We start from the raw sequence: 22,216 nt of genomic DNA on the forward strand, positions 1-22,216 counted from the left end.
ACCAGGCAGGCCAGGCGCCTGCTCTACAAGGACATGACCGAGCACAACGACTCCCGTACCGCTCCATCACCACAAGCCGCGTTATCGGTCGACGCACCCCTCTTCAGCCGCGCCGCCTGGGCGCGGATCCTGCCTTTCGGCGCCTACATCTTCTTCATCATCCTCGGCGACATGCTCGAGCGCACGGGCATGTCCCGCGCCGACCTGCGCTGGCTCTACCCGGTGCAGATCGGCGCCGTGGCCATCCTGCTGGCCGTGTTCTGGCGCCGCTACCACGAGCTGCGCGCGCCGCTGCCCACTGCGGGGCAGTTGCTGGTGTCGGTGGCGACAGGGGTGCTCGTGCTGGTCCTCTGGATCAACCTCGACGCGCCCTGGATGACGCTCGGCTCGAGCCCGGGCTACGACCCCCGCACCAACGGCGAGCTCGACTGGCTTCTGATCGTCATCCGCATCGCCGGCGCCGCCCTGGTCGTGCCCGTCATGGAAGAACTGTTCTGGCGCTCCTTCGTGATGCGCTGGGTCGATGCCGCCGACTTCGAGGCGCTTGAGCCGGCGCGGGTCGGCATCAAGGGTTTCCTGGTGTCGGTCGTCCTGTTCGGCTTCGAACACAACCTGTGGCTGGCCGGCATCGTCGCCGGCGTGGCCTACAGCCTCCTTTACATGCGTCACCGCAACCTCTGGTCTGCGGTGATCGCCCACGCTGTCACCAATGGCCTGCTCGGCGCCTGGGTGGTCGCAACCGGCAGCTGGGCCTTCTGGTAATCCGCACGCAAACCGATCATCACCCAAGCGCAATGACTTCGGAAAAGACAAACAATATGATGCCTTTACGCCACCCATCCCTGCGCCCGATCGCCCTGTTTATCGGTGCCATGTTCATGTTCCCGGCCCACCAGGCGGCCGCCCAGCAGCAGCAACAGCCGGAAGAGGGCCTGAAGCTGTATGGCGGCATCGGCTGGGGCTATGACGACAACCTGCTGCGGGTGCCGGACAACCGGCCGGCCTTCGGGGGCAAGCGCAGCGACCGCTGGCGCCAGGCCGAGGCCGGCGTCGTGTACAACAAGCGCATCAGCCGCCAGCGCGTGGCGGTGGTGGCCAAGGCTTCCAAGGTCGACTTCGATTTCTTCAAGCAGCTCGACTACGACGGCCGCGACCTGCAGGCGACCTGGTTCTGGGAGCTGGGCAACAAGTTCGAAGGGCAGGCCGGCACCCTGTACGACCGCTCGCTGTCCTCGTACACCGACTTCTTCAGCGACGAGCGCAACGTGCGCGAGCGCCGCCGCCAATGGTTCGATGCCGGCTGGAAGATGCACCCGAGCTGGAAGCTGCGCACCGGCTTCACCCGCGAACGCTACGAATACGAGCTGCTGCGCCAGCGCTGGAACAACCGCACCGAAAAGGCCTCCGAAGTCGAACTCTTGTATCGGCCGAAGAGCGGCAGCTCGGTTGGCCTGGTGGCGCGCCGTGTCGAGGGCGAATACCCGTTTCGGCGCCCGACCACGATCGGGGTGCTGAACGACGACTTCACCCAGGACGAACTGAAGGTGCGCGTCAACTGGTACGCCACCGGATCGACGACCGTGCAGGCCCTGGCCGGCTATGTGCGCCGCGAGCAGCCCTCGTTCGGGGAAGGTAGCACCAAGGGTTTCAACGGCCGCGTGAACGCCTACTACCAGCCGCGCGGCAAGGTGACCTACAACGCTTCGGTATGGCGCGAATTCGCCCCGATCGAAAGCTCCATCGTCAGCTACACGCTGAACCGCGGCGCCAGCGTCGGCGCCAGCTGGCAGGCCACCGGCAAGATCAAGGTCGACGCCAACGCCGCCTACGAACAGCGCGCCTACAACCCTCGCTCGGTCGGGGTCGCCAGCCTGGGCGACCTGGACGATACGCTGAAGACGGCCAGCCTGCGCGCCACCTGGCAGGTCAAGCGCAAGGTCGCGGTCTCGGCCGGCTGGCAGCACCAGTCGCGCAGCGGTTCGCAGACGCTCAACCTGGGCAAATTCGACGCCAACACCGTGATGGTGAACGCGAACGTGCTGTTCTGAAGCACCATGAAGTGACTTATGACGGTCAACGACATCCCGATCATCTCGTTTTTCCAGCGCGTGCTCGATCCCCTGATCATCATGGGGACCCTGTACCTGGCCACGCTGTACTACCAGGAGCCGTTCTCGGGGTACTCGCTGGTGCTGATGATCCTGGCGTTCTTCATCTCGTCTTCGATCTACCAGCATGTCGATCCCTACCGCACCTGGCGCAGCGGCCGCATGCTGGCCTATGCGCGCGACACCGTATTCGGCTGGTGCCTGACCATCGCGGTGCTGTACTTCCTGGGCTCGGCCAGCGGCCTGAAGTACTTCTATGACGAGCGCGTGCTGCTGGCCTGGTTCATCGCCACGCCGGTGACGATCCTGGCCAGCCACCTGGCGGTGCGCAAGGCCACCGGCAGCCGCGACCGCAAGCGCGAGGTGCGTTCGATCGTGGTGGTCGGCATCAACGATGTCGGCATCAAGTTTGCCAAGGTGTGCGAACGTCACCCGAACCTGTTCATGGAAGTCTGCGGCTTCTTCGAGGACCGCAACGACGAGCGCCGCCCAAGCGAGGTGGGGCATCCGGTATTGGGCGGCATGGCGGACGTGTGCCACTACGTGCGTCAGCACAACATCAAGATGATTTTCATCAGCCAGCCGATCTCGGCCCAGCCGCGCATCCGCAAGCTGATCGACGAGCTGAAGGACACCACGGCCTCGGTCTACTTCCTGCCGGACGTCTATGTATTCGACCTGATGCAGGCCAGGTTCGACACCGTCGGCGGCATGCCGGTCATCGCGATCAGCGAGACTCCCTTCATGGGCTGGAACAGCGTGATCAAGCGCGGCAGCGACATCGTCATCGGCAGCATCATCCTGGTGCTGCTGGCGCCCCTGATGCTGGTGATCGCCATGGCCGTCAAGCTCAGCTCGCCTGGCCCCGTCATCTTCCGCCAGCGTCGCTACGGCCTGTATGGCGAAGAAATCTTCGTGTACAAGTTCCGCTCGATGACCGTGACCGAAGACGGCCCCAACGTGGTACAGGCGCAGAAGAATGACCAGCGCGTGACGAAGGTTGGCGGCTTCCTGCGCCGCACCTCGCTCGACGAGCTGCCGCAGTTCATCAACGTGCTGCAAGGACGCATGAGCCTGGTTGGACCGCGTCCGCACGCGGTCGCCCACAACGAGCAGTACCGCAAGCTGATCAAGGGTTACATGCTGCGCCACAAGGTGCGGCCGGGAATTACCGGCTGGGCCCAGGTGAACGGCCTGCGCGGCGAAACCGCCACGCTCGACAAGATGGAAGCGCGCATCCAGTACGACCTCGATTACCTGCGCAACTGGTCGCTCTGGCTCGACCTGTGGATCATCATCAAGACCGTGAAGGTCGTGCTGACGCGCGAGAACGCGCACTGAGCGCACCGGTCGCATTGAACCCGGCGGTGCCGCGGGCATCGAACGACAGGGTGATCGGAAATCGTCGTATTGCGAAAAGTAATTAACTGCTTTCAATGTGTAGTTATTTACTGGTGAAAACACTTTAAATTCAAGTTGGCAATTATTCGCTTAAGCTCAACTTAAAAGCAACGCGCACGATTGGCATCTTGCTTGCATGACCACACGGGCTGCGTAGAATCGTTGATGAGTTTGCAACTATCGGAGCTGGTGTTCGTCTGGTTCCGCACGGGAAAACAATATGAAGAAAGCACTGATTACCGGCGTTACCGGCCAGGATGGTTCCTACCTGGCGGAGCTGCTGCTCGAAAAGGGCTATGAGGTCCACGGCATCAAGCGCCGCGCCTCCCTGTTCAACACCGGGCGCATCGACCATATCTACCAGGACCCGCACGCCGACAATCCGCGCTTGATCCTCCACTACGGCGACCTCACCGATACCTCCAACCTGACCCGCATCCTGCAGCAGGTGCAGCCGGACGAGGTCTACAACCTGGGGGCGATGAGCCACGTAGCCGTCTCCTTCGAGTCGCCCGAGTACACCGCCGACGTCGACGGCCTCGGCACCCTGCGCCTGCTGGAGGCGATCCGCTTCCTGGGACTGGAAAAGAAAACCCGCTTCTATCAGGCCTCAACCTCCGAACTGTACGGCCTGGTGCAGGAAATCCCGCAGCGCGAGACCACGCCCTTCTATCCGCGCAGTCCCTACGCGGTGGCCAAGCTGTACGCCTACTGGATCACCGTGAACTACCGCGAGGCCTACGGCATGTATGCCTGTAACGGCATCCTGTTCAACCACGAATCGCCGCGCCGCGGCGAGACCTTCGTCACCCGCAAGATCACCCGCGCGCTGGCCAACATCGCCCAGGGCCTGGAGCCCCGGCTCTTCCTCGGCAACCTGAGTGCCTTGCGCGATTGGGGCCATGCCCGCGACTACGTCCACATGCAGTGGCTGATGCTGCAGCAGGACAAGCCGGAAGACTTCGTGATCGCCACCGGGCGCCAGTACTCGGTGCGCCAGTTCGTCGAGGTCGCAGCAGCCGAGCTCGGCATCGAGATCGCATGGCGGGGGGAGGGGGTCGAGGAGCGCGGCGTGGTGGCGAAGGTAGCGGGCGACCGCGCGCCGGGCGTCAAGGTCGGCCAGACCATCGTCGCCGTGGACCCGCAATATTTCCGTCCGACCGAGGTCGAGACCCTGCTGGGCGACCCAAGCCGTGCGCGCGAGCGCCTTGGCTGGGAACCGACAACCAGTTTCGAAGCGATGGTGCAGGAGATGGTGGCGCATGACCTGGACACGGCGCGCCGCCACAAGCTGCTCGCATCGCATGGCTACAACGTTGCACTTTCATTGGAGTAAGCGTGTCGAACAATCAGCCCAGAATCTACGTCGCCGGCCATCGTGGCCTGGTCGGCTCCGCCATCGTGCGCGTCCTGCGCAACGGGGGACACACCAACATCGTCACCCGTACCCACGCCGAACTGGAACTCACCGACCAGGCGCAGGTGCGCGAGTTCTTCCGTACCGAACAGATCGACCAGGTCTACCTGGCCGCGGCCAAGGTGGGTGGTATCCACGCCAACAACACGTATCCGGCGGAATTTATCTACGACAACATGATGGTGCAGGCCAATGTCGTGCATGAAGCATGGCGCGCCGGCGTCCAGAAGCTGCTGTTCCTCGGCTCCTCCTGCATCTATCCGCGGCTGGCGGCGCAGCCGATCCGCGAGGAGTACCTGATGAACGGCATCCTCGAGCCGACCAACGAGCCTTATGCCATGGCCAAGATCGCCGGCATCAAGCTGTGCGAGAGCTACAACCGCCAGTACGGCACCGATTACCGCAGCGTGATGCCGACCAACCTGTACGGCCCGGGCGACAACTATCATCCGGAAAACAGCCACGTGATCCCGGCCCTGCTGCGCCGCTTCCACGAAGCGCGCGAAAACAACGCGCCGGAGGTGGTCATCTGGGGCAGCGGCAAGCCGATGCGCGAGTTCCTGTACGTGGACGACATGGCGGCTGCCAGCGTCTACGTGATGAACCTGCCGCACCAGGTCTATGCGGCCAACACCGACCCCATGCATTCGCACATCAACGTCGGCACCGGTCAGGACGTCACGATCGCCGAGCTGGCGCGGCTGGTGGGCGAGACCGTGGGCTACCGCGGCCGCATCGTGTTCGACGCCAGCAAGCCGGACGGCACGCCGCGCAAGCTGCTCGACGTGTCGAAGCTGGCCGCACTCGGCTGGCGCGCCAGCACACCGTTGCAGGAAGGCCTGCGCCGCGCCTACGAAGCCTTTGTTGCCGAGCAGGAAGCGGAAGAGCTCGGTCCGCAGGACGTCCCGGCCGAGCTGCTGGGACGCGGGCCAGGTGGCGTAACCTCGGTGGCGGCATGAGTTCCCTCAACTGTGTGGGCGTGCTAGCAGTTTGTTAATTGACGAACAGAGAAGGAATCGTGCGGAACCCAGAATGGATGAGTGCTGAATCATCCCTGACTTCTTGTACGGGGCACGATAAAAAGAGAACAAGCGGCGGGCTCGCCCGCTAACCAACGTCGAGGAAATTATCTTGAAAACCTTCCATTTGGCAGCCAACCAGATCTCCTTCCCAACCCCACGGCGCATGCTGTCTGCGGCGGCGCTGGTGCTGTGTGCGGCGACCCTGGCCGGCTGCAGCAAGGATGAAGCACCCAAGGAGTCGAAGCCGGGCCAGGCCCTGGCCAGCGTCAACGGCGAGGAAATCACCGTACTGCAGCTGAACGAGGAGTTGCAGCGCCTGGGCGTCGGCGCACAGCAGCAGCAGGTGGCCGGCAAGCAGGTGCTGCAGGCCCTGATCGACCGCGAACTGCTGGAAAGCGAGGCTGCCAAGGAAAAGCTCGACCGTGATCCGAAAGTGATGCAGGCCATCGAGCGTGCGCGCTCGCTGATCATCGCCCAGGCCTACATGCAGAAGCGACTCGGCGAGCCGGTGCGCCCGTCGCAGGCCGAAGTGGAAGACTACTTCAACAAGAACCCGCAGTTCTTCAGCAACCGCAAGCAGTTCGCCATGAACGAGCTGATCCTCTCGGCAAGCGACCTGACGCCGGAAGTGCGTGCCGCCGCCGACAACGCCAAGTCGCTGGAGGAAGTGGCCGTGTTCCTCGACGCGCGCAACATCAAGTACGGCCGCGCCCAGGTCACGCGCAGCACCGCCGACCTGAACCCGCAGCTGTCCGCCAAGCTGCTGTCGATGCAGAAAGGCCAACTGTTCGCAGTCAAGGAAGGCGACCGCGCCATGCTGATCTCGATCGCCGAAGTACGCGATGCGCCCGTCACCCTGGCCATCGCCGCACCGCAGATCAGCCAGTACCTGATGAACAAGAAGAACAAGGAGCTGGCCGCCGCCGAGATCCAGCGCCTGCGCGGTACCGCCAAGATTGCTTACCTGAACAAGGACTATCAGCCGGACCCGAACGCTCCGGCAGGCGGCGCCCCTGCGGCGGCGCCGGCCGCGGGCACCCCGGCCATCACTGCGGATCCGTCCGCGACCGCGGTGGCGACCGGGCCAGCCGGGCAGTCCGTGGCGCCGCCGGCCGAAACCGGCGCTGCCACCGACAAGTCTGCGCTCGAACGTGGTGTCGCCGGCCTGAAGTAATGACCTCATCGACTCAATCTACTAACAGCAATAACAGGAATTGAAGGAGCAATCATGAAACGATTCGTCAAGTGGATGATGGCAGCTGCGCTCGTGCTGAGCATGGGTGTCGCCGGTGCCGCCGAAGTACTGCTGGGACCGGGCGACGTGGTCAAGCTGTCCGTCTACGGCAGCCCGGACCTCTCGCTCGAGACCCGCGTCAGCGAAAGCGGCAACATCACCTTCCCGCTGTTGGGCCAAGTGGCGGTGGGCGGCCTGTCGGTGGCTGCGGCCGAGAAGAAGATCGGCGACCTGCTGGAGAAGGGCGGCTACCTGAAGAAGGCCCAGGTCAACATGCTGGTGACCACGCTGGCCAGCCAGCAGGTGTCGGTGCTGGGCTATGTGAACCGTCCGGGCCGCTATGCGGTGGAAGGGCGCCGCAAGGTGCTGGACCTGCTGGCGATGGCTGGCGGCATCCACGGCGACGGCGGCGACGTCATCAGCCTGGTGCGCACCCGCGACGGCAACACCACGCGCGAGACCATCGACGTGGTCGACATGGTCCGCAAGGGCGAGCTGAACAAGGATTACGAAGTGTCCGGCGGCGACATCATCTACGTCGAGCGCGCCCCACGTGCCTATGTCACCGGCGAAGTCCAGCGCCCGGGTCCGTTCCGCCTCGAACGCGGCATGACCGTCCAGCAGGCCGTCTCGGCCGGCGGTGGCCTGAGCATGCGCGGCAGCAATAACGGCATGAAAGTCACCCGCAAGGACGCCAGCGGCAACCCGGTGACGATTGATGTCAAGGCCAGTGACCCGGTTCAAGTGGACGATGTCATCGTCGTGCGTGAATCGTGGTTTTGAGCTTGTGGTTTTGCGCAGGGTGGGCGGATTCTCCGCGCGGTGATAGTTGGATGATGCATAGCCGCTCAGGCTGCAGTACTGTGATTTGACCGCGTGGGGTGAATTGGTCCAGTGGACCGATTCTCGAGCCGCCCACCCTACGAAACTGTAAAGATTCACCAGACTCACCCGTTTTGTCCACCCGCTGTCAAAGGCATCTGATGCAAAGGTAAGGCCATGAACGTTCAACAATTCCTGCTCATTCTTCTCGCCAGGAAGAAGATCATCCTAGGAACCCTGCTGGTCACGGTCCTGCTTGCGCTGGGCTGGAGCCTGATCCAGCAGAAGACCTACAAGGCAACCGCATCCGTGCTGTTGAACTACAAGGGGGTGGACCCGGTGAGCGGGCTCACCATGCCCGGCAACCTGATGCCGGGCTATATGGCCACCCAGATGGACATTATCACCAGCAAGAACGTGGCGCTGCGGGTGGTCGATTCGCTGCGCCTCGCGTCGAGCCCGGCCGTGCAGGCGCAGTGGCGCGAAGCCAGCGAAGGCAAGGGCTCGGTGCGCGACTGGCTGGCCGACCTGTTGCTCAAGAAGCTCGAGATCATGCCCTCGCGCGAGTCGAGCGTGGTCGAGATCAGCTTCAAGGGCGCCGACCCCGCCTTCGCCGCCGCCGTCGCCAACGCCTTCGCCGACGAATACCAGAAAATCAGCGTCCAGCTCAAGACCGAGCCGGCCAAGAAAGCCTCGTCCTACTTCAACGAACAGACCAAGCAGCTGCGCGACAACGTGGAAGCCGCGCAGGCGCGCCTGTCGAAGTACCAGCAGGAGAAGGGCATCGTCAGCCTCGACAACAACCGCGTGGACGTCGAGCTGTCGCGCCTGAACGACCTCTCGGCCCAGCTGGTCGCGGCCCAGACCCAGGCCATGGAAGCCAGCTCGCGCGAACGCATGGCTACCGGCGTGGGCTCGCCCGACGTCGCCAACAACGCCCTGGTGCAGAGCCTGCGCGTGAGCCTGGCCAGCGGCGAGGCCAAGCTGGCCGAAGCCGCATCGCGCTACGGCCGCAACCATCCGGCCTACCAGTCGGCGCAAGCCGAGGTGGGCAAGATGCGCGCCGAGCTGAACGCCGCCCTGGGCAGCGTGTCGAAGAGCGTGGGGGCCAATGCCCAGGTCTACCGCCAGCGCGAGGCCGAGCTGCGTGCCGAACTGGCGGCCCAGAAGACCCGCGTGCTCGAGCTGAACCGCACCCGCGACGAGCTCGGCGTGCTGCTGAAAGACCTCGACAGCGCCCAGCGCGCCTTCGACGCCGCCAGCAGCCGCTTCTCCCAGACCCGCATCGAGGCCCAGTCCGAGCAGTCCGACATCTCGATCCTGAATCCGGCTGTGCCGCCGACCGAGCCCGCGGGCCCGCGCGTGCTGCTCAACACCCTGGTCTCGATCCTGCTGGGCACCATCCTCGGCGTGGGCCTGGCCCTGCTGCTGGAACTGATCAACCGCCCGGTCCGTTCGACCGGCGACGTCAAGGACATGCTGGGCATCCCGGTGCTCGGCACCATCGAGTGGCGCATGAAGCGCCCGCGCACCGCCGGCATCCGCGCGCTGATGACTCCACGCCGCCTGCTGCGGCTGAACTGAAGTGGTACGCGCGCCCATGAGGCGCGCGTGGCACCGGCGCATTCCGAACCAAAAGAACAGGACACGATCATGAATTCATCCGTGCTATCCGCATTGCCTACCGGCGCACCGCATGAGGGCGCATTGCATAACGGCGCATTGCAGAACGAACCTCACGCCGATTCGAGCATGGGCGCATTGCTGCTCGATTCCGGCAAGCTCACGCCCGAGAGTGCCGAGCGCGTCCTGCGCATGCAGAAGGACCTCGGGATCCGCTTCGGCGAGGCCGCCGTGCGCCTCGGGCTGGTGAGCGAGGAGGATATCCAGCAGGTGCTGGCTCGCCAGTTTTCCTACCCCTACCTGCAGAAAGGGCAGGCCAACCTGTCGCCCAAGCTGGTCGCGGCCTATGACCCGTTCTCGCCACAGGTCGAGGCCCTGCGCGCGATCCGCAGCCAGCTGATGCTGCGCTGGTTCGCACGCGGACGGCGTGCCCTGGCGATCGCCGGCGTCACGCCGGAAGACGGCTCCAGCCTGTTCGCGGCCAACCTCGCGGTGGTGTTCTCCCAGCTCGGCGAGCAGACCCTGCTGGTGGACGCCAACCTGCGCAGTCCGCGCCAGCAGGAGATGTTCGGCGTCAAGCCGCGCCAGGGCCTGTCCGACCTGCTGGCCGGCCGCGCCGACCTCGACGTCATTTCGCGCGTGCCTGCCTTTGTCGACCTGTCCCTGATGCCGGCCGGCACCCTGCCGCCGAACCCGCAGGAACTGCTGGCGCGCGAAGGCTTCCGCAACCTGAATACCCAGCTCGAAAGCCGCTACGACGTGGTGCTGTACGACCTGCCGCCGTTCGCGGCCGGGGCCGACGCGCTGGCCGTGGCGGGCCGTGCCGGCGGCGTTCTGCTGGTGGCATGCAAGCACCGGACCCGTATCGCCAACATCAGCCGCATGGCCGAGCAGATGGCCGAATCCGGCGCCGAAGTGGTCGGCTCGGTGGTCGTGGAGTTCTGAGATGGCGACGGCGGCACAGAACCAGGCGGCGGCAGCAATGTCGCAGCCGTCCCCCCCGACCCTGGCCGGCACCCTCGATGCGTTACGGCGCTCATTGCCCGAATGGTGGCCCATCTACGCCGGCCTGGCGATCCTGTTCGGCCCCACCTTCTACGACCTGTTCACCGGCGCCTGGATCGGCGAGGAGCAGGGCCATGGACCGATCATCTTCTTCCTGGCGCTCTGGCTCATCTGGCGCAAGTGGCCCGAGGTCATGGCCGCGGTCGGTCCCCTGCCTTCGGGCAGCTGGAGCGGCTGGCCGGTGCTGGCCCTCGGCCTGATGTTCCACCTGCTGGGCCGCTCGCAGAAGATCCTGATGTTCGAGGTCGGCTCGATCGTGGTGGTGATGGCGGCCCTGGTGCTGCTCAAGTTCGGCAGCCGTGCGCTACGCGTGCTGTGGTTCCCGTTCTTCTTCATGCTGTTCCTGGTGCCGCTGCCGAGCGAGCTGGTGGCGGCGGTGACGATGCCGATGAAGATGGCCGTGTCCTGGGTGACCGAGCACATCCTGTTCGCCCTGGGCTACCCGATCTCGCGTTCGGGCGTGGTGCTGCAGATGGGCCAGTACCAGCTGCTGGTGGCCGACGCCTGCGCCGGCCTGCAGACCCTGCTGACGCTGGAAGCGCTCGGCCTGTTCTACCTGAACCTGATGCGCCACCCGTCGGCCTTCCGCAACATCGCGCTGGCGATCCTGATCATCCCGATCTCGTTCACGGCCAACGTGATCCGCGTGATCGCACTGACCCTGATCACCTATTACTTCGGCGACGCCGCCGGCCAGGGCTTCCTGCACGGCTTCGCGGGCATGGTGCTGTTCGTCACCGCGCTGCTGCTGATCCTGGCGGTCGACAACGGCCTGCAGTGGTGGATCAAGCGCGGGGAGGGCAGCGGCGGCGGCACCGGCGGCCCGGGATCGGGCAGCGGCCGCATGCCGGGCCCGCGGACGGGCCCCCTGAAGGAGGCAACATGAACCGCCGTCTCGCCATCAGCATCGTATTGGGCGTGGCCATGGCCGGCACCTCGGCACTGACCGGCGCGCTCACGCCCAAGCCGCGCGTGCTGCAGCCCCATGAACAGTTCAGCCTGGAACAGATGATCCCCCAGCGCTTCAGCGACTGGCGCATCGACCCTTCCGTGGTGCCGCTCGCGCCCGATCCGGAGCAGCAGAGCATGCTGGAAAAGATCTACGACCAGACCCTGTCGCGCACCTACATCAACGGCCACGGCCAGCGCGTGATGCTGTCGATCGCCTATGGCGGCGACCAGAGCAAGTCGCTGCAGCTGCACCTGCCCGAGGTCTGCTACGTGGCCCAGGGCTTCCAGATGCAGAAGGAAGCCGATGACAACCTGGCGACCCGCTTCGGCGAACTGCCGGTCAAGCGCCTGGTGGCGCGCCTGCACGAGCGCAACGAGCCGATCACCTACTGGATCACGATCGGCGAGCATGCCTCGCGGGCCGGCATCCAGCAGAAGCTGCGGCGCCTGGCCTACGGCCTGTCGGGCGAGATCCCGGACGGCATGCTGGTGCGCGTCTCGACCATCCAGGCCAATGACGCCCAGGCCTACCGGGTGCAGGACCGCTTCGTGACCGACATGCTGGGCACGATGGCGCCGCGCGACCGTACCCGCCTGCTGGGCGCAGGACTGGCATCGGCAGCCGAGGCGGCGCCAGAGGCGGCCTCGGCTGCGGCCGGGTCGGCGACCACCCCATCGGGACCGGCGCAGGGTTGAGACAGGGACGGCCAGGAGAGAAACTAAGAGCTATTGATGAACACGATCCTCCCATACATTTACTACTCGCTGCCGTGGGCCTTCATCATCGGCCTGTCGATCGCGGCCGTCGCGGGGATCGGCATCGGCATCGCGTGGCCGCGCTTCCTGGTTTATCCCTACCTGGCGGTGTATTTCTGCATGAACTCCACCAGCTACGGGAACATGGCGATCTTCGCCAGCCGCAGCATCTACAGCCGCGGTTCCGGCCTGCTGCTGTTCGGCCTGGTGCTGTGGTACGTGCTGGGCGCCTGGGCCTGCGCCCGGGTGGCGGCCACCTTCCAGCGCTACCCGACCCCGGCCTGCAACCTGCGGCCCTGGTTCTGGGCCTGGTTCGTGCTGCTGCTCGGCCACCTCGCCGTCGGCCTGATGAACGGCGTCACGGTGGCCGAGGCGCTGACCCCGCAGGGATTCTCGAACATCGTCTGGATGGCGCCGCTGATCTCGCTGATGCTGCTGTCCTTCCGGACCCGCGAGCACCTGATCGAGCTGACCCATTTCATCCTGATCGTCGGCCTGTGCCGCTCGCTGTTCGGCCTGGTACGCTGGGCTGCCTTCGGGGGCGACCCGAACAACGTCTACGCCAACCTGAACGCGATCAAGATCCGCCTGACCTTCTTCGACATCAACGACAGCCTGGTGTGCACCATCGCCTTCGCGATCGCCGCCGTCCACCTGTTCCAGACCGTGAAGACCGACCGTCCGAAGTTCTGGCGCGCCATCGAATGGATGACCCTGGTGTCCACCGCGCTGTGCATCCTGCTGTCCTACCGCCGCAGCGCCTGGATCGGCTTCATGCTGGCCTTCCTGGTCATCATGATGCGCTTCCCGCTCAAGCGCCGCATGCAACTGATGACGGCCGGGCTGCCGGTGGTCGGGGCTGCGCTCGCCTACGTCGCGGTGCAGCGCCTGTCGCAGACCAAGGGGGCGGGCACCGGCCTGTCCAGCCTGGTCTACGACATGCAGTCCAAGCGCTTCGGGCCCGAGAGCGAGCGGGTGCTGGAACTGAAGTTCGCGCTGGGCGACTTCCTGGCCAACCCCATCACCGGCATCGGCACCTGGGGCAGGTACACCGGCTACCAGTACATCTCGTGGCAGCAGAATCCTGACGGCGGCCTGTTCCTGCACAGCGGTGTGCTGCACATCGCGCTCAAGAGCGGCCTGATCGGCACCGTGCTGTTGTTCGGGACCCTCCTCACCTTCGTCCTGTTCGCGCGCCGCGCCCTCAAGCAGCTGCCGCCTGAACTGCTCGGGCTGGCCACGGCCGGGGTAGCGGGGCTAGCCTTCATGATCCCCGACTTCCTGATCGGCACGCCGTTCCCGCAGGTGCGCACCAGCCAGATGCTGGCCGTCTGTATTGCCTTGCCCTATCTGGCGATGGCGGTGGCCAAGGCGGCGCCGGTGACCAGTCGTGGCAATTCGCCTGCAGTGCGGCCCTTCACGCCGCCGCGTCCCAACCTGGTGCCCGCCTGATGAACCTGCGTCTTGCCCGTAACGCCTGGTCGAACCTGCTGGGCGCGGCCATTCCCGCGCTGGTCATGCTCGGCACCGTGCCGCTGGTGGTCAAGGGACTGGGCGACGCCGGCTACGGCCTGTACTCGCTGGTCACGGCCATCGTCGGCTATTTCGCCGTCATCGACATCAACGTCACCGCCGGCTCGGTCAAGTACATCGCCGAGCACAATGCACGCAAGGACGAGGACCGCATCCACGAGACCGTCTCCTTCGGCCTCGCCACCTACACCGGCATCGGCCTGCTGGGCGCGCTCGGCCTGTTCTTCAGCGCCGGCTGGCTGGTGGAGGGCGTATTCGCGGTGCCGCAGCGCCTGATTCCCGAAGCGACCGCCACGCTGCAGCTGGCCTCGCTGGGCTTCCTGGCCGGCCAGCTGCAGAGCTACCTGAACAGCGTGCCGCAGTCGCTGATGCGCTACGACATCTCGGCGCGCCTGGAGATGGTGTTCGGCACCCTGGTGCCGCTTGCCACCGTCGGCGTGCTGCTGCTGGGCTACGGCCTGTTCGAGGTCATCCTGCTGCGGGTAGTCGCCTCTACCATCCATTGTTCCATCCTGTGGGGCGCGATCCGGCGCCTGCTGCCCGGCATGCGCTGGCGCTGGCCCGGGGTGCAGTTCCGCAATGCGCTGCTCGGCTTTTCGGCCTATTCCTTCCTGTCGCGCTTCGCCACGCTGTCCTACGCCCACGCCGACAAGCTGATCATCGGGGCCCTGGTCGGCGTGACCGGACTGGCCTACTTCACGGTGGCGGCCACGCTCGCCAACCGCGTGCTGAGCCTGACCTTCCGCCTGTCCGGCGTGTTCTTCCCGGCGGCCAGTGCGCTGGCGGCAAGCGGGGAATACGCGCGCCTGGACCGCGTCTACCTGAAGGCCACCCGCTACGTGGTCTTCCTGAACGCCGCGATCCTGGTGCTGGTGGCCGTGTTCGCCCAGCAGATCCTGGGCTACTGGATGAACGACGCGTTTGCCCGCAACGGCGCGCTGGTGCTGGCCGTGATGGCGCTGTCGCAGTTCGTCGATTCGCTCACCAGCCTGCCTTCGCTCGTCAACGACGGCATGGGCCACCCGCGCGTGTCCGGCCTGTTCGCCGTGACCCGCGCCCTGGCCGGACTGGCCATCGTCTACGTGGGCGTGGCGGGGTGGGGCATCGATGGCGCCGCCTGGGGCCACCTGGTGGCGTCGCTGGTATTCACCAGCATCTTCCTGGTCTACGTCCATGGCCGCACGGTGCCGACCACGCTCGGTCGCCTGCTGGGCCAGGGCTATGCCCCGGGCCTGCTCGGCGTCGCCCTGGTGGCGGTCGCCGCCAGCGCCGCCGAGCAACTGTTCGACCGCGGGGCCTGGGATTTCCTGTTCATTCTTGGCGCGACCGTGCTGCTGCTGGGCGTGCACGGTGCGCTGTTCGTCGTCGAACGCGACGACCGGCTGCTGGCCTGGTCGCGCCTGAAAGCAGGCTTGTCGCGCTCGCAGGCGGTGGGAGGCTAAGTTTTGCGGATATTGATGGTGTCGGAAGATTTGCCGGGCGCCCAGCTCGGCGGCCTGGCCAAGCATGTCGTCACGCTGTCGAATGCCCTGCTCGAAGAAGGCCACCACGTGGACATCATGGGCCGCTCGGACCGGGCCCACCCCAAGAGCGCCGAGGAGATCGGCTTCCAGGGGCGCTTCGTCCCCGGCTTCGATTTTCGCCGGGTCGGCTGGAAGGAAGCCCAGCTCGGCTTCTTCAATCCGGCCAAGCGGCCCTGGTTCGCGGCGAAAGTCGCGCGCGCGCTGTCCGACCATGCGCGCAAGATCGGCAACTACGACGTGGTGCACTACCACGGCCACCTGCCCATGACCGGGCTGTACGTCGATCCCGCCCTGAACTTCGTCCAGACCCGCCACGACCAGGGCAGCGAGTGCGTGACCCACCTGCGCTTCAGAAACGACGCGGTGTGCACCGAGACTTCGCCGCGCGCCTGCGCCGGCTGTGCCCATTCGGCACCCGGACCGGTGCGTACCCTGTTGTCCGGCCACGCGGTGGCGCGCTACCGCGGCGAGACCGAACGTACCTTCGCGCAGCATAAGACCATCTTCGTATCGGACTTCCTGCGCCGCCAGTTCCTGCGCGCGCTGCCGCATGCCGATTTGTCGCGCTCGCGCGTGATCCACAACTTCATCAACTACCGCAAGCTGGCACGGCTGGCCGCCGCCAGCGGCGAGCCGAAGCAGGGGCAGGTGCTGCTGGCCGGGCGCATCGATACCGGCAAGGGCTTTGCTGAATTCCTTGCCGCCGCACGCGGCCGCCTGCCGGTGGGGACGCGACTGCTGGTGGTCGGCGACGGCCCGCTGCGCGCACGCCTCGAGGCCGAGTATACGAGCGAGCAGATACGCTTCCTCGGCTGGCAGCCGAACCCGGAAGTGGTGGCCCTGACCGCCACCAGCCATGTCTGCGTGGTGCCTTCGGTGTGGGAAGAACCCTGCGGCACCACCATCCTCGAAGCGCTGGCGCTGGGCCGCCCCTGCCTGGCACTGGCGCGCGGCGGCAATCCCGAACTTGCCGTCTACGAGTCCTATCCCGGCCAGCTGCGCCTGGCCACGTCGATGCCGGAGCTGGTCACGCTCCTGTGCGACGAGCTGGCGCGCCCGGCCCAAGCACGTCCCTTGCCGGCAATCGCCGGGATGGACGTTTACCAGGCCCTCCCCAAGATCGTGGATTTCTATGCTCAATAATACTTCGACCCCATCCGCCGGCAAGCCGACTTTTTCCATCGTCACCTGCACCTGGAACAGTGCCGCGACCCTGGCCGATACCCTGGCCTCGGTCCAGGGCCAGACTTGCCAGGACTACGAGCACATCTTCGTCGATGGCGGTTCCACCGACGGTACCCTCGACATGATCGCGGCGTATATGCACGACAAGCCGGGTAACAAGCGGGTGCTGCGCGACGTCGGCGGGGGCATCAGCCGCGCGATGAACCAGGGCATCGAAGCGGCCCGTGGCGAATACATCGCCCACCTGCATTCCGACGATTACTACAACGGTCCGGACGTGCTGGCCACCGTCAAGCGTGCCTTTGAGCAGGCACAGGCGGCCGGGAAGCCGGTGGACTGGGTATATGGAAACATCCAGGTCCTGAAGGACGGCAAGATGGTGCCGCCGTACGCGATGCCGGCCTTCTCCTACCGCTCCTTCGTGGCTGGCCGCAGCTCGATCCCGCACCCGGCCGTGTTCGTCCGCAAGTCGGCCTTCGAGCGCGTCGGGACCTTCGACGAAAAGCTGAAATACGCAATGGACATCGACCTGTGGCTGCGCCTGGGGGCGGTGTCGCGCCCGGCCATGATCGACCAGCCCCTGACTGTATTCCGCGACCATGCGGGCAGCGTGTCCTCGGCCAACCGGCTGAAAGCGCGCAAGGAGGAATTCAGTGTGCGCAGGCGCCACATGGACAAGGCGCCGCTCGCCTTCGGTATTTATTGCCTGCGCTACCTGAAACGGGTGCGCGAACTGCAGGCCGAGGCGCGCGCGGTCGCTGTGCAATGAGGCGCCGATGGTTTTCTGACAGCTTTGCCGTTTTTTCTTTCCAGGCGGTTTACGACCGTTAGAAGCCTGCAAATATTGTTCGGTAAAAGTTGAAATTCTGTCGTGGGATTTCTGCAAAGCAAGCAAAAAATCTGTAATTTCTTTGGAGAATTTGCCTGTGCTCAACTTACTTTGGGGTAGCATAACTGCTGTCAAGTAAGTGTTTCTGAAGCGCAGCAATCGTTCTCAAGCCCGCCGGCGACGCCGGTCTGGCGCATGGATTTCAAGATTTTTTTCGGAGTACCCACATGCAATTTCAACGGAAGAGCCTGGTCCTGGCGGCTGCTGTCGCCTCGCTGTTCGCGAGCGTCTCCGCGCGTGCCGACTGGGTCCAGTCGACCGATCCCCTGGTCGTTCAGGCCAAGCCTGAAATGAACTCGGTGCAGGCACAGAACCCTCCCGGTTTCACCTGGGCCCGCCACGGCACCGGTCCGGCCAGCTACGAAGTCGAGATCACGCCGGTGGGCGGTACGCCGACCCGCGCGGTGGTCGACCGCAACTGGTACCTGCCGACCAAGGCTTTCGCCCTCGGCAACTACACCTGGCGCGTGCGCCCGGTGGGCACCAACGACTGGTCGACCGCGCGCACCTTCTCGATCACCAGCAAATCGACCAAGTTCGAAGTGCCGGACAACGCTACGCTGCGCAGCCGCATCCTGTCGAAGGCCCGCCCGCGTTCGCTCCCAGGCTCGGTGACGCCGTTCTCGACCTGGAACTATGCCAAGCGCACCACGCTCGAACCCTACCTGAGCCGCCTGGGGAACGAAGTCAAAGCGCAAGTCACCGCCGTGCCGACGCTGTCGGATTCGCGCTGGACCATCGTCATCAGCTCGCCGCTGACCGCCGCCATGGCCTCCCAGCAGACCGATGTGCGCCAGCGCATCAACGAAGCGACCCGCCAGATGGAAGCGGCGGCGCTGATGTACAAGCTCAGGGGCGAGAGCGTCTACCTGACCGAAGCCCTGCGCCGCGGCGACGAGCTGGCCGCGCTGAATCCCTCGGGGCCGACCAGCTACGTCAACCAGGACCAGGCAACCCGCCAGATCGCCTGGGGCCTGGCCAAGACCATCGACCTGTTGGGCAGCGCGCTGGACGGCACCCGCAAGGCCCGTTGGCTCGGTTCGATCAAGATCCGCACCACTGAAATCTACAACAACCTGGCCGGCGACAATGGCCGCCTCGACCAGTACCCGTTCGACTCGCACGGCAACACCAGCATGGTGTTCCTGGTGCTGATCTCGACCCTGACCCTGGGCGACATCCCGGAAGCCGAGAAGTGGTTCGATTTCTCCTTCCGTGCCTATGCCCTGAGCCCGAACCCATGGAGCGGCCCGGAAGGCGGCTACGCCAACGGCACCGCCTACGCCGAATACGCGGCCGGCTACCTGCTGGCCCTGTGGGACCCGCTGACCCATGCGAGCGGCGTGAACTTCTTCGGCAAGCCCTGGACCCTCGGCTTCCTCGACTTCGCGATGGAATTCACTCCGCCGGGCGCGCGCACCCACGCCTTCGGCGACGCTTCCGAGACCAAGCCGGACCCGCGCGTGTTCCGCGCCTTCGCCACCCGCATGTGGTCGCCGCGCGCCGCCTGGTACGTGAAGAACACCACCGGCATGGAAGACGCGATGTCGCTGCTGCAGGCCGAATACCCGCTGCCGGTGACCTACACCACCTTCCAGGAAGCGCCGCAGAACTCGGCCTACTACCCGAGCATCGGCTGGGTCGCGATGCACAGCGACCTGGGCTCGACCTCGCGCACCTCGACCTTCTTCAAGTCCAGCCCCTACGGCTCGTTCAACCACAGCCACGGCGACCAGAACGGCCTGCTGCTGTCGATCGCCGGCCAGCCGATGCTGGTCAAGGCAGGCTGGTACGATTGGTACGGCTCGCCGTACTGGACCGACTGGTACCACCAGACCCGCTCGCAGAACGCCATCACCTTCGACGGCGGCAAGGGCCAGATGGTGACCGGCTACCGCGAGCAACTGCAGCGCAACGGCAGGATCACCGCCTTCACCGCGCAGCCGAGCTACGACTATGCCGAAGGCGACGCCACCCCGTCGTATGGCGGCCAGCTGACCATGGCCAAGCGCCAGGTCTGGCACCTGCGCAATGCCGGCAATGCCATCCTGGTGCGCGACCGCCTGGCCAGCACCGTGGCCCGCACCTACGAGTGGAACATGCACACCAACTCGATCATGACCATCGAGAACGGCCAGAACGTCAAGGTGGTGACCGGCACCCAGTCGCTGTGCGTGCGTTCGTTGCACGGCAACGCCAGCTTCGCCAAATGGATCGGCCCGGGCGCCAAGGCCAACGTGATCGAAGACCACGGCGCCTTCTACCTGAAGGCCGAGGCCAACGCCACGGCCGAGTACCTGGTGCTGCTCGACCCGGGCTGCAAGAAGCCGGCCGTGAACATCTCGACCTCGGGTTCGGTGCGCACCGTGACCGTGGGCGGCCAGTCGGTGACCATCAACTAACAGAGCGCTGTCCGCTTCACGCAACTGCTAGACTCTGGCTCCTCGCGGCACGCGCCGCGAGGGGCTTTTTATTTGCGGAGTCGGCAATGAAGCAGGTGTTCCTGATCTGTGCGCACAAGGACATCGACCAGCTCAACGCGCTGGTCGCGGCGCTGTGCGACCCCGACTTCACGGTCTACGTCCACCTCGACCGCAAGAGCGCGCTCGACCCCGCCGCATTGCACCCATCGGCGCGCCAGGTGGCGCCGCGCATCGACGTGCGCTGGGGCGGCTTCTCGCAGGTGAACGCAACCCTGGTGTCGCTGCGCCAGATCCTGCACGAGCAGCCCGAGTTCGACAAAGTCATCTTCCTGTCGGCCCAGGACTTCCCCCTGCTGCCCAATGCCCTGCTCAAGCGCGAGCTCATGCGCTTGAAAGACCGTGAACTGCTGGAGACGGCGCCGATCCGTCCGGGCGGCTGGAACGTCGGCTTCCGCTACCAGTTCTTCTACCGGGAAGGAGGAGGGCGGCTGGAACGCCTGGCCTGCGGCCTGGCCAACCGCGTCCTGCGCGCGAGCGGACGCCGGCGCAGCATGCCGGACGGTTTCGTGCCGCACGGCGGTTCCTCGTGGTGGGCACTGTCGCGCGACTGTCTGGCCGAGGTGCTGCGCCTCGCCGACGCCTACCCGCGCCTGATGCGCTTCATGCGCACCGTCCAGTGTCCGGACGAGATGCTGTTCCAGACCCTGGTGATGCATTCCCGCTTTGCCGGCCGGGTGCTGTCGGATAACTTCCGTTACGTGCAATGGCCCGAGCAGGGCGCGCGCAACCCCAAGGTGCTCGATGCCGGCGACTTCGAGCGCATCCGCGCCTCGAACGCCCACTTCTGCCGCAAGCTGGACAGCCAGGCCAGCGCCGGGCTGCTGCCGGTGCTGGTGCAGTGGAAGGAGAGCCGGGCAGCTGCCTGAGCATCTGCCGCGCGTGTCCTGGCGCACATATCGATACCATTCCTGAAACGTGCGCGCTTGCGGCCGCGCTAGAATCGGCGGGTCCGTCCTATCGATACTGGCCTCATGCGCAAGCCCCTGTCCATTGCCTTCATCGTTCGTGATCCCTTGCCGCCGCTGCGTGCCGACGTCGCGACCCTGTTCGGCGCCGAGATGCCGCGCTACGGCGTGAATACCGAACTGGTCGGCCAGTCCGGCAGCGAAGCCGGCGCCCCCTGGCCGGCCGGGGGCATGCACACGGTGGGCAGCCTGAAGTCGCGCTTTGCCGCCGTCATGTCGCCGCTCTGGGACCTGCGCGGCCTGCTGCGCGCAAGGCGGCGCGGGCGGCCCGACTGCATCCAGGTGCGCGACAAGATCGCCTCCGGCCTGCTCGGGCGCATCGCCGCCTTCGTGCTGCGCGTCCCCTTTGTTTACTGGATGTCCTTCCCGATCGTCGAAGGCTTTGAGGTGCGGCGCGACGAGATCGGCAGCCGCGGGAAAGGACTCACGTGGCTCGGCCACGCCCTGCGCGCCTGGGCCTCGCGCATCGTCATCTACCGCCTGGTGCTGCCGGGCGCCCACCACATCTTCGTGCAGAGCGAGGCCATGGCCGACTGGATGGCCGCCAAGGGTTTCGAGCGGGCGCGCATGACCGCCGTGCCGATGGGCGTCGATGCCACGCTGTTCGACCGCAACAGCGTCGAGCCGGTCGACGATCCCCGCCTGATCGGGCGCCGCGTCGTCCTCTACCTGGGCCGCATCGCCCAGGCGCGCCGCTCCGACTTCCTGCTCGACGTGGCCGAGCAGCTCAAGGATGACTTCCCCGACCTGCTGCTGGTGATTGCCGGCGACGCCGCCTCCAATGACGAAATGGACTGGATGCGCGCCGAGATCGCGAAACGGGGCATCGGGGAGCACGTGCTGCTCACCGGCTGGCTGCCCCAGCGCACCGCGCTCGGCTATGCGGTGCGCGCCGAGGTCGGATTGTCGCCGATCCCGCGCGGCACGCTATTCGACGTTTCCTCGCCGACCAAGCTGGTCGAATACCTGGCGCTGGGCATCCCCAGCGTGGCCAACGACATCCCGGACCAGCAACTGGTCATCGACGAGAGCAGGGCAGGGCTGTGCGCGCCCATGGAGGCGGCACCTTTCGCTGCGGCCGTGCGGCGCCTGTTGCAGGACAAGGAGCTCGCCGCAGAGTTGGGGAAACGTGGCCCAGCGTACGTAAGAAGCCACCGGACCTATGCTATTCTGGGTCGCATTGTTGCAGAAACGTACACGAAAATCCTGCCGCGACGAGGGTGAAAAAGCAACATCTTG

The 22,216-nt window shown here is 65.7% G+C and carries 18 protein-coding genes; all 18 read left to right on the plus strand.

Going from position 1 to position 22,216, the window contains the following annotated elements; genetic code table 11:
- Positions 1 to 33 precede the first annotated feature (33 nt).
- The 18 genes from MA09_RS20650 (at position 34) to MA09_RS20735 (ending at position 22,201) form a co-directional block, all read left to right on the plus strand.
- A complete protein-coding gene (locus MA09_RS20650; protein ID WP_081897731.1) occupies positions 34 to 762 on the plus strand; it encodes a CAAX prenyl protease-related protein in 729 nt (242 codons plus the stop codon).
- Between the two features lie 56 nt (positions 763 to 818).
- The gene (epsL, locus tag MA09_RS20655) at positions 819 to 2,048 is read left to right on the plus strand and encodes an XrtB/PEP-CTERM-associated polysaccharide biosynthesis outer membrane protein EpsL (RefSeq protein WP_229440799.1); all 1,230 of its coding nucleotides are present in this window, start codon (positions 819 to 821) and stop codon (positions 2,046 to 2,048) included.
- A gap of 18 nt (positions 2,049 to 2,066) precedes the next feature.
- A complete protein-coding gene (locus MA09_RS20660; protein ID WP_036252676.1) occupies positions 2,067 to 3,449 on the plus strand; it encodes an undecaprenyl-phosphate glucose phosphotransferase in 1,383 nt (460 codons plus the stop codon).
- Positions 3,450 to 3,729: 280 nt separating this feature from the next.
- Entirely contained in the window at positions 3,730 to 4,845 is a 1,116-nt protein-coding gene (gmd, locus tag MA09_RS20665; protein WP_036252678.1) for a GDP-mannose 4,6-dehydratase, read from the plus strand.
- Between the two features lie 2 nt (positions 4,846 to 4,847).
- The gene (locus MA09_RS20670) at positions 4,848 to 5,885 is read left to right on the plus strand and encodes a GDP-L-fucose synthase (protein ID WP_229440800.1); all 1,038 of its coding nucleotides are present in this window, start codon (positions 4,848 to 4,850) and stop codon (positions 5,883 to 5,885) included.
- A gap of 172 nt (positions 5,886 to 6,057) precedes the next feature.
- Positions 6,058 to 7,122, plus strand: coding sequence for an EpsD family peptidyl-prolyl cis-trans isomerase (locus tag MA09_RS20675; RefSeq protein ID WP_229440801.1), 1,065 nt, complete (start codon positions 6,058 to 6,060; stop codon positions 7,120 to 7,122).
- Between the two features lie 54 nt (positions 7,123 to 7,176).
- Complete coding sequence (gene epsE, locus MA09_RS20680) at positions 7,177 to 7,965, plus strand: polysaccharide export protein EpsE (RefSeq protein WP_036252680.1); 789 nt, start codon at positions 7,177 to 7,179, stop codon at positions 7,963 to 7,965.
- 216 nt (positions 7,966 to 8,181) lie between these two features.
- Positions 8,182 to 9,588 (plus strand): chain length determinant protein EpsF, encoded by a 1,407-nt coding sequence (epsF, locus tag MA09_RS20685; RefSeq protein ID WP_036252682.1) that lies wholly within the window; start codon positions 8,182 to 8,184, stop codon positions 9,586 to 9,588.
- Positions 9,589 to 9,657: 69 nt separating this feature from the next.
- The gene (gene epsG, locus MA09_RS20690) at positions 9,658 to 10,572 is read left to right on the plus strand and encodes a chain length determinant protein tyrosine kinase EpsG (protein WP_373887861.1); all 915 of its coding nucleotides are present in this window, start codon (positions 9,658 to 9,660) and stop codon (positions 10,570 to 10,572) included.
- Position 10,573: 1 nt separating this feature from the next.
- The gene (gene xrtB / locus MA09_RS20695) at positions 10,574 to 11,578 is read left to right on the plus strand and encodes an exosortase B (RefSeq protein ID WP_307184160.1); all 1,005 of its coding nucleotides are present in this window, start codon (positions 10,574 to 10,576) and stop codon (positions 11,576 to 11,578) included.
- Positions 11,575 to 12,339, plus strand: coding sequence for an exosortase-associated protein EpsI, B-type (epsI, locus tag MA09_RS20700; protein WP_036252684.1), 765 nt, complete (start codon positions 11,575 to 11,577; stop codon positions 12,337 to 12,339). The genes xrtB and epsI overlap by 4 nt, the downstream gene beginning before the upstream one ends.
- Before the next feature lie 36 nt (positions 12,340 to 12,375).
- A complete protein-coding gene (locus tag MA09_RS20705; RefSeq protein ID WP_036252686.1) occupies positions 12,376 to 13,851 on the plus strand; it encodes an O-antigen ligase in 1,476 nt (491 codons plus the stop codon).
- Positions 13,851 to 15,374 carry an oligosaccharide flippase family protein gene (locus MA09_RS20710; protein WP_036252688.1) on the plus strand — a complete coding sequence of 508 codons (1,524 nt, stop codon included), beginning with the start codon at positions 13,851 to 13,853 and terminating at the stop codon, positions 15,372 to 15,374. Before MA09_RS20705 ends, MA09_RS20710 begins: the two co-directional genes overlap by 1 nt.
- Positions 15,375 to 15,389: 15 nt before the next feature.
- On the plus strand, positions 15,390 to 16,598 hold the full coding sequence (locus MA09_RS20715) for a glycosyltransferase family 4 protein (protein ID WP_229440802.1): 1,209 nt from the start codon (positions 15,390 to 15,392) through the stop codon (positions 16,596 to 16,598).
- Positions 16,588 to 17,409 (plus strand): glycosyltransferase family 2 protein, encoded by an 822-nt coding sequence (locus MA09_RS20720; protein ID WP_081897732.1) that lies wholly within the window; start codon positions 16,588 to 16,590, stop codon positions 17,407 to 17,409. The genes MA09_RS20715 and MA09_RS20720 overlap by 11 nt, the downstream gene beginning before the upstream one ends.
- A gap of 287 nt (positions 17,410 to 17,696) precedes the next feature.
- Entirely contained in the window at positions 17,697 to 19,931 is a 2,235-nt protein-coding gene (locus tag MA09_RS20725; RefSeq protein WP_036252691.1) for a DUF4962 domain-containing protein, read from the plus strand.
- 86 nt (positions 19,932 to 20,017) lie between these two features.
- Positions 20,018 to 20,878 (plus strand): beta-1,6-N-acetylglucosaminyltransferase, encoded by an 861-nt coding sequence (locus MA09_RS20730; protein ID WP_036252693.1) that lies wholly within the window; start codon positions 20,018 to 20,020, stop codon positions 20,876 to 20,878.
- A 105-nt stretch (positions 20,879 to 20,983) separates the two neighbouring features.
- Complete coding sequence (locus MA09_RS20735) at positions 20,984 to 22,201, plus strand: glycosyltransferase (protein ID WP_036252695.1); 1,218 nt, start codon at positions 20,984 to 20,986, stop codon at positions 22,199 to 22,201.
- The last annotated feature ends 15 nt before the right edge of the window (positions 22,202 to 22,216 follow it).

Origin of the sequence: Massilia sp. BSC265 (assembly GCF_000740675.1) — a bacterium.
Lineage (GTDB): Bacteria > Pseudomonadota > Gammaproteobacteria > Burkholderiales > Burkholderiaceae_D > Telluria.

Excerpts from the sequence above, each read along its gene's own strand:
- MA09_RS20650 (WP_081897731.1), top strand. The coding sequence starts at position 34 with ATGACCGAGCACAACGACTCCCGTACCGCTCCATCACCACAAGCCGCG.
- epsL (WP_229440799.1), top strand. The coding sequence starts at position 819 with ATGATGCCTTTACGCCACCCATCCCTGCGCCCGATCGCCCTGTTTATC.
- MA09_RS20660 (WP_036252676.1), top strand. The coding sequence starts at position 2,067 with ATGACGGTCAACGACATCCCGATCATCTCGTTTTTCCAGCGCGTGCTC.
- gmd (WP_036252678.1), top strand. The coding sequence starts at position 3,730 with ATGAAGAAAGCACTGATTACCGGCGTTACCGGCCAGGATGGTTCCTAC.
- epsE (WP_036252680.1), top strand. The coding sequence starts at position 7,177 with ATGAAACGATTCGTCAAGTGGATGATGGCAGCTGCGCTCGTGCTGAGC.
- epsF (WP_036252682.1), top strand. The coding sequence starts at position 8,182 with ATGAACGTTCAACAATTCCTGCTCATTCTTCTCGCCAGGAAGAAGATC.
- epsG (WP_373887861.1), top strand. The coding sequence starts at position 9,658 with ATGAATTCATCCGTGCTATCCGCATTGCCTACCGGCGCACCGCATGAG.
- xrtB (WP_307184160.1), top strand. The coding sequence starts at position 10,574 with ATGGCGACGGCGGCACAGAACCAGGCGGCGGCAGCAATGTCGCAGCCG.
- epsI (WP_036252684.1), top strand. The coding sequence starts at position 11,575 with ATGAACCGCCGTCTCGCCATCAGCATCGTATTGGGCGTGGCCATGGCC.
- MA09_RS20705 (WP_036252686.1), top strand. The coding sequence starts at position 12,376 with ATGAACACGATCCTCCCATACATTTACTACTCGCTGCCGTGGGCCTTC.
- MA09_RS20710 (WP_036252688.1), top strand. The coding sequence starts at position 13,851 with ATGAACCTGCGTCTTGCCCGTAACGCCTGGTCGAACCTGCTGGGCGCG.
- MA09_RS20715 (WP_229440802.1), top strand. The coding sequence starts at position 15,390 with ATGGTGTCGGAAGATTTGCCGGGCGCCCAGCTCGGCGGCCTGGCCAAG.
- MA09_RS20720 (WP_081897732.1), top strand. The coding sequence starts at position 16,588 with ATGCTCAATAATACTTCGACCCCATCCGCCGGCAAGCCGACTTTTTCC.
- MA09_RS20725 (WP_036252691.1), top strand. The coding sequence starts at position 17,697 with ATGCAATTTCAACGGAAGAGCCTGGTCCTGGCGGCTGCTGTCGCCTCG.
- MA09_RS20730 (WP_036252693.1), top strand. The coding sequence starts at position 20,018 with ATGAAGCAGGTGTTCCTGATCTGTGCGCACAAGGACATCGACCAGCTC.
- MA09_RS20735 (WP_036252695.1), top strand. The coding sequence starts at position 20,984 with ATGCGCAAGCCCCTGTCCATTGCCTTCATCGTTCGTGATCCCTTGCCG.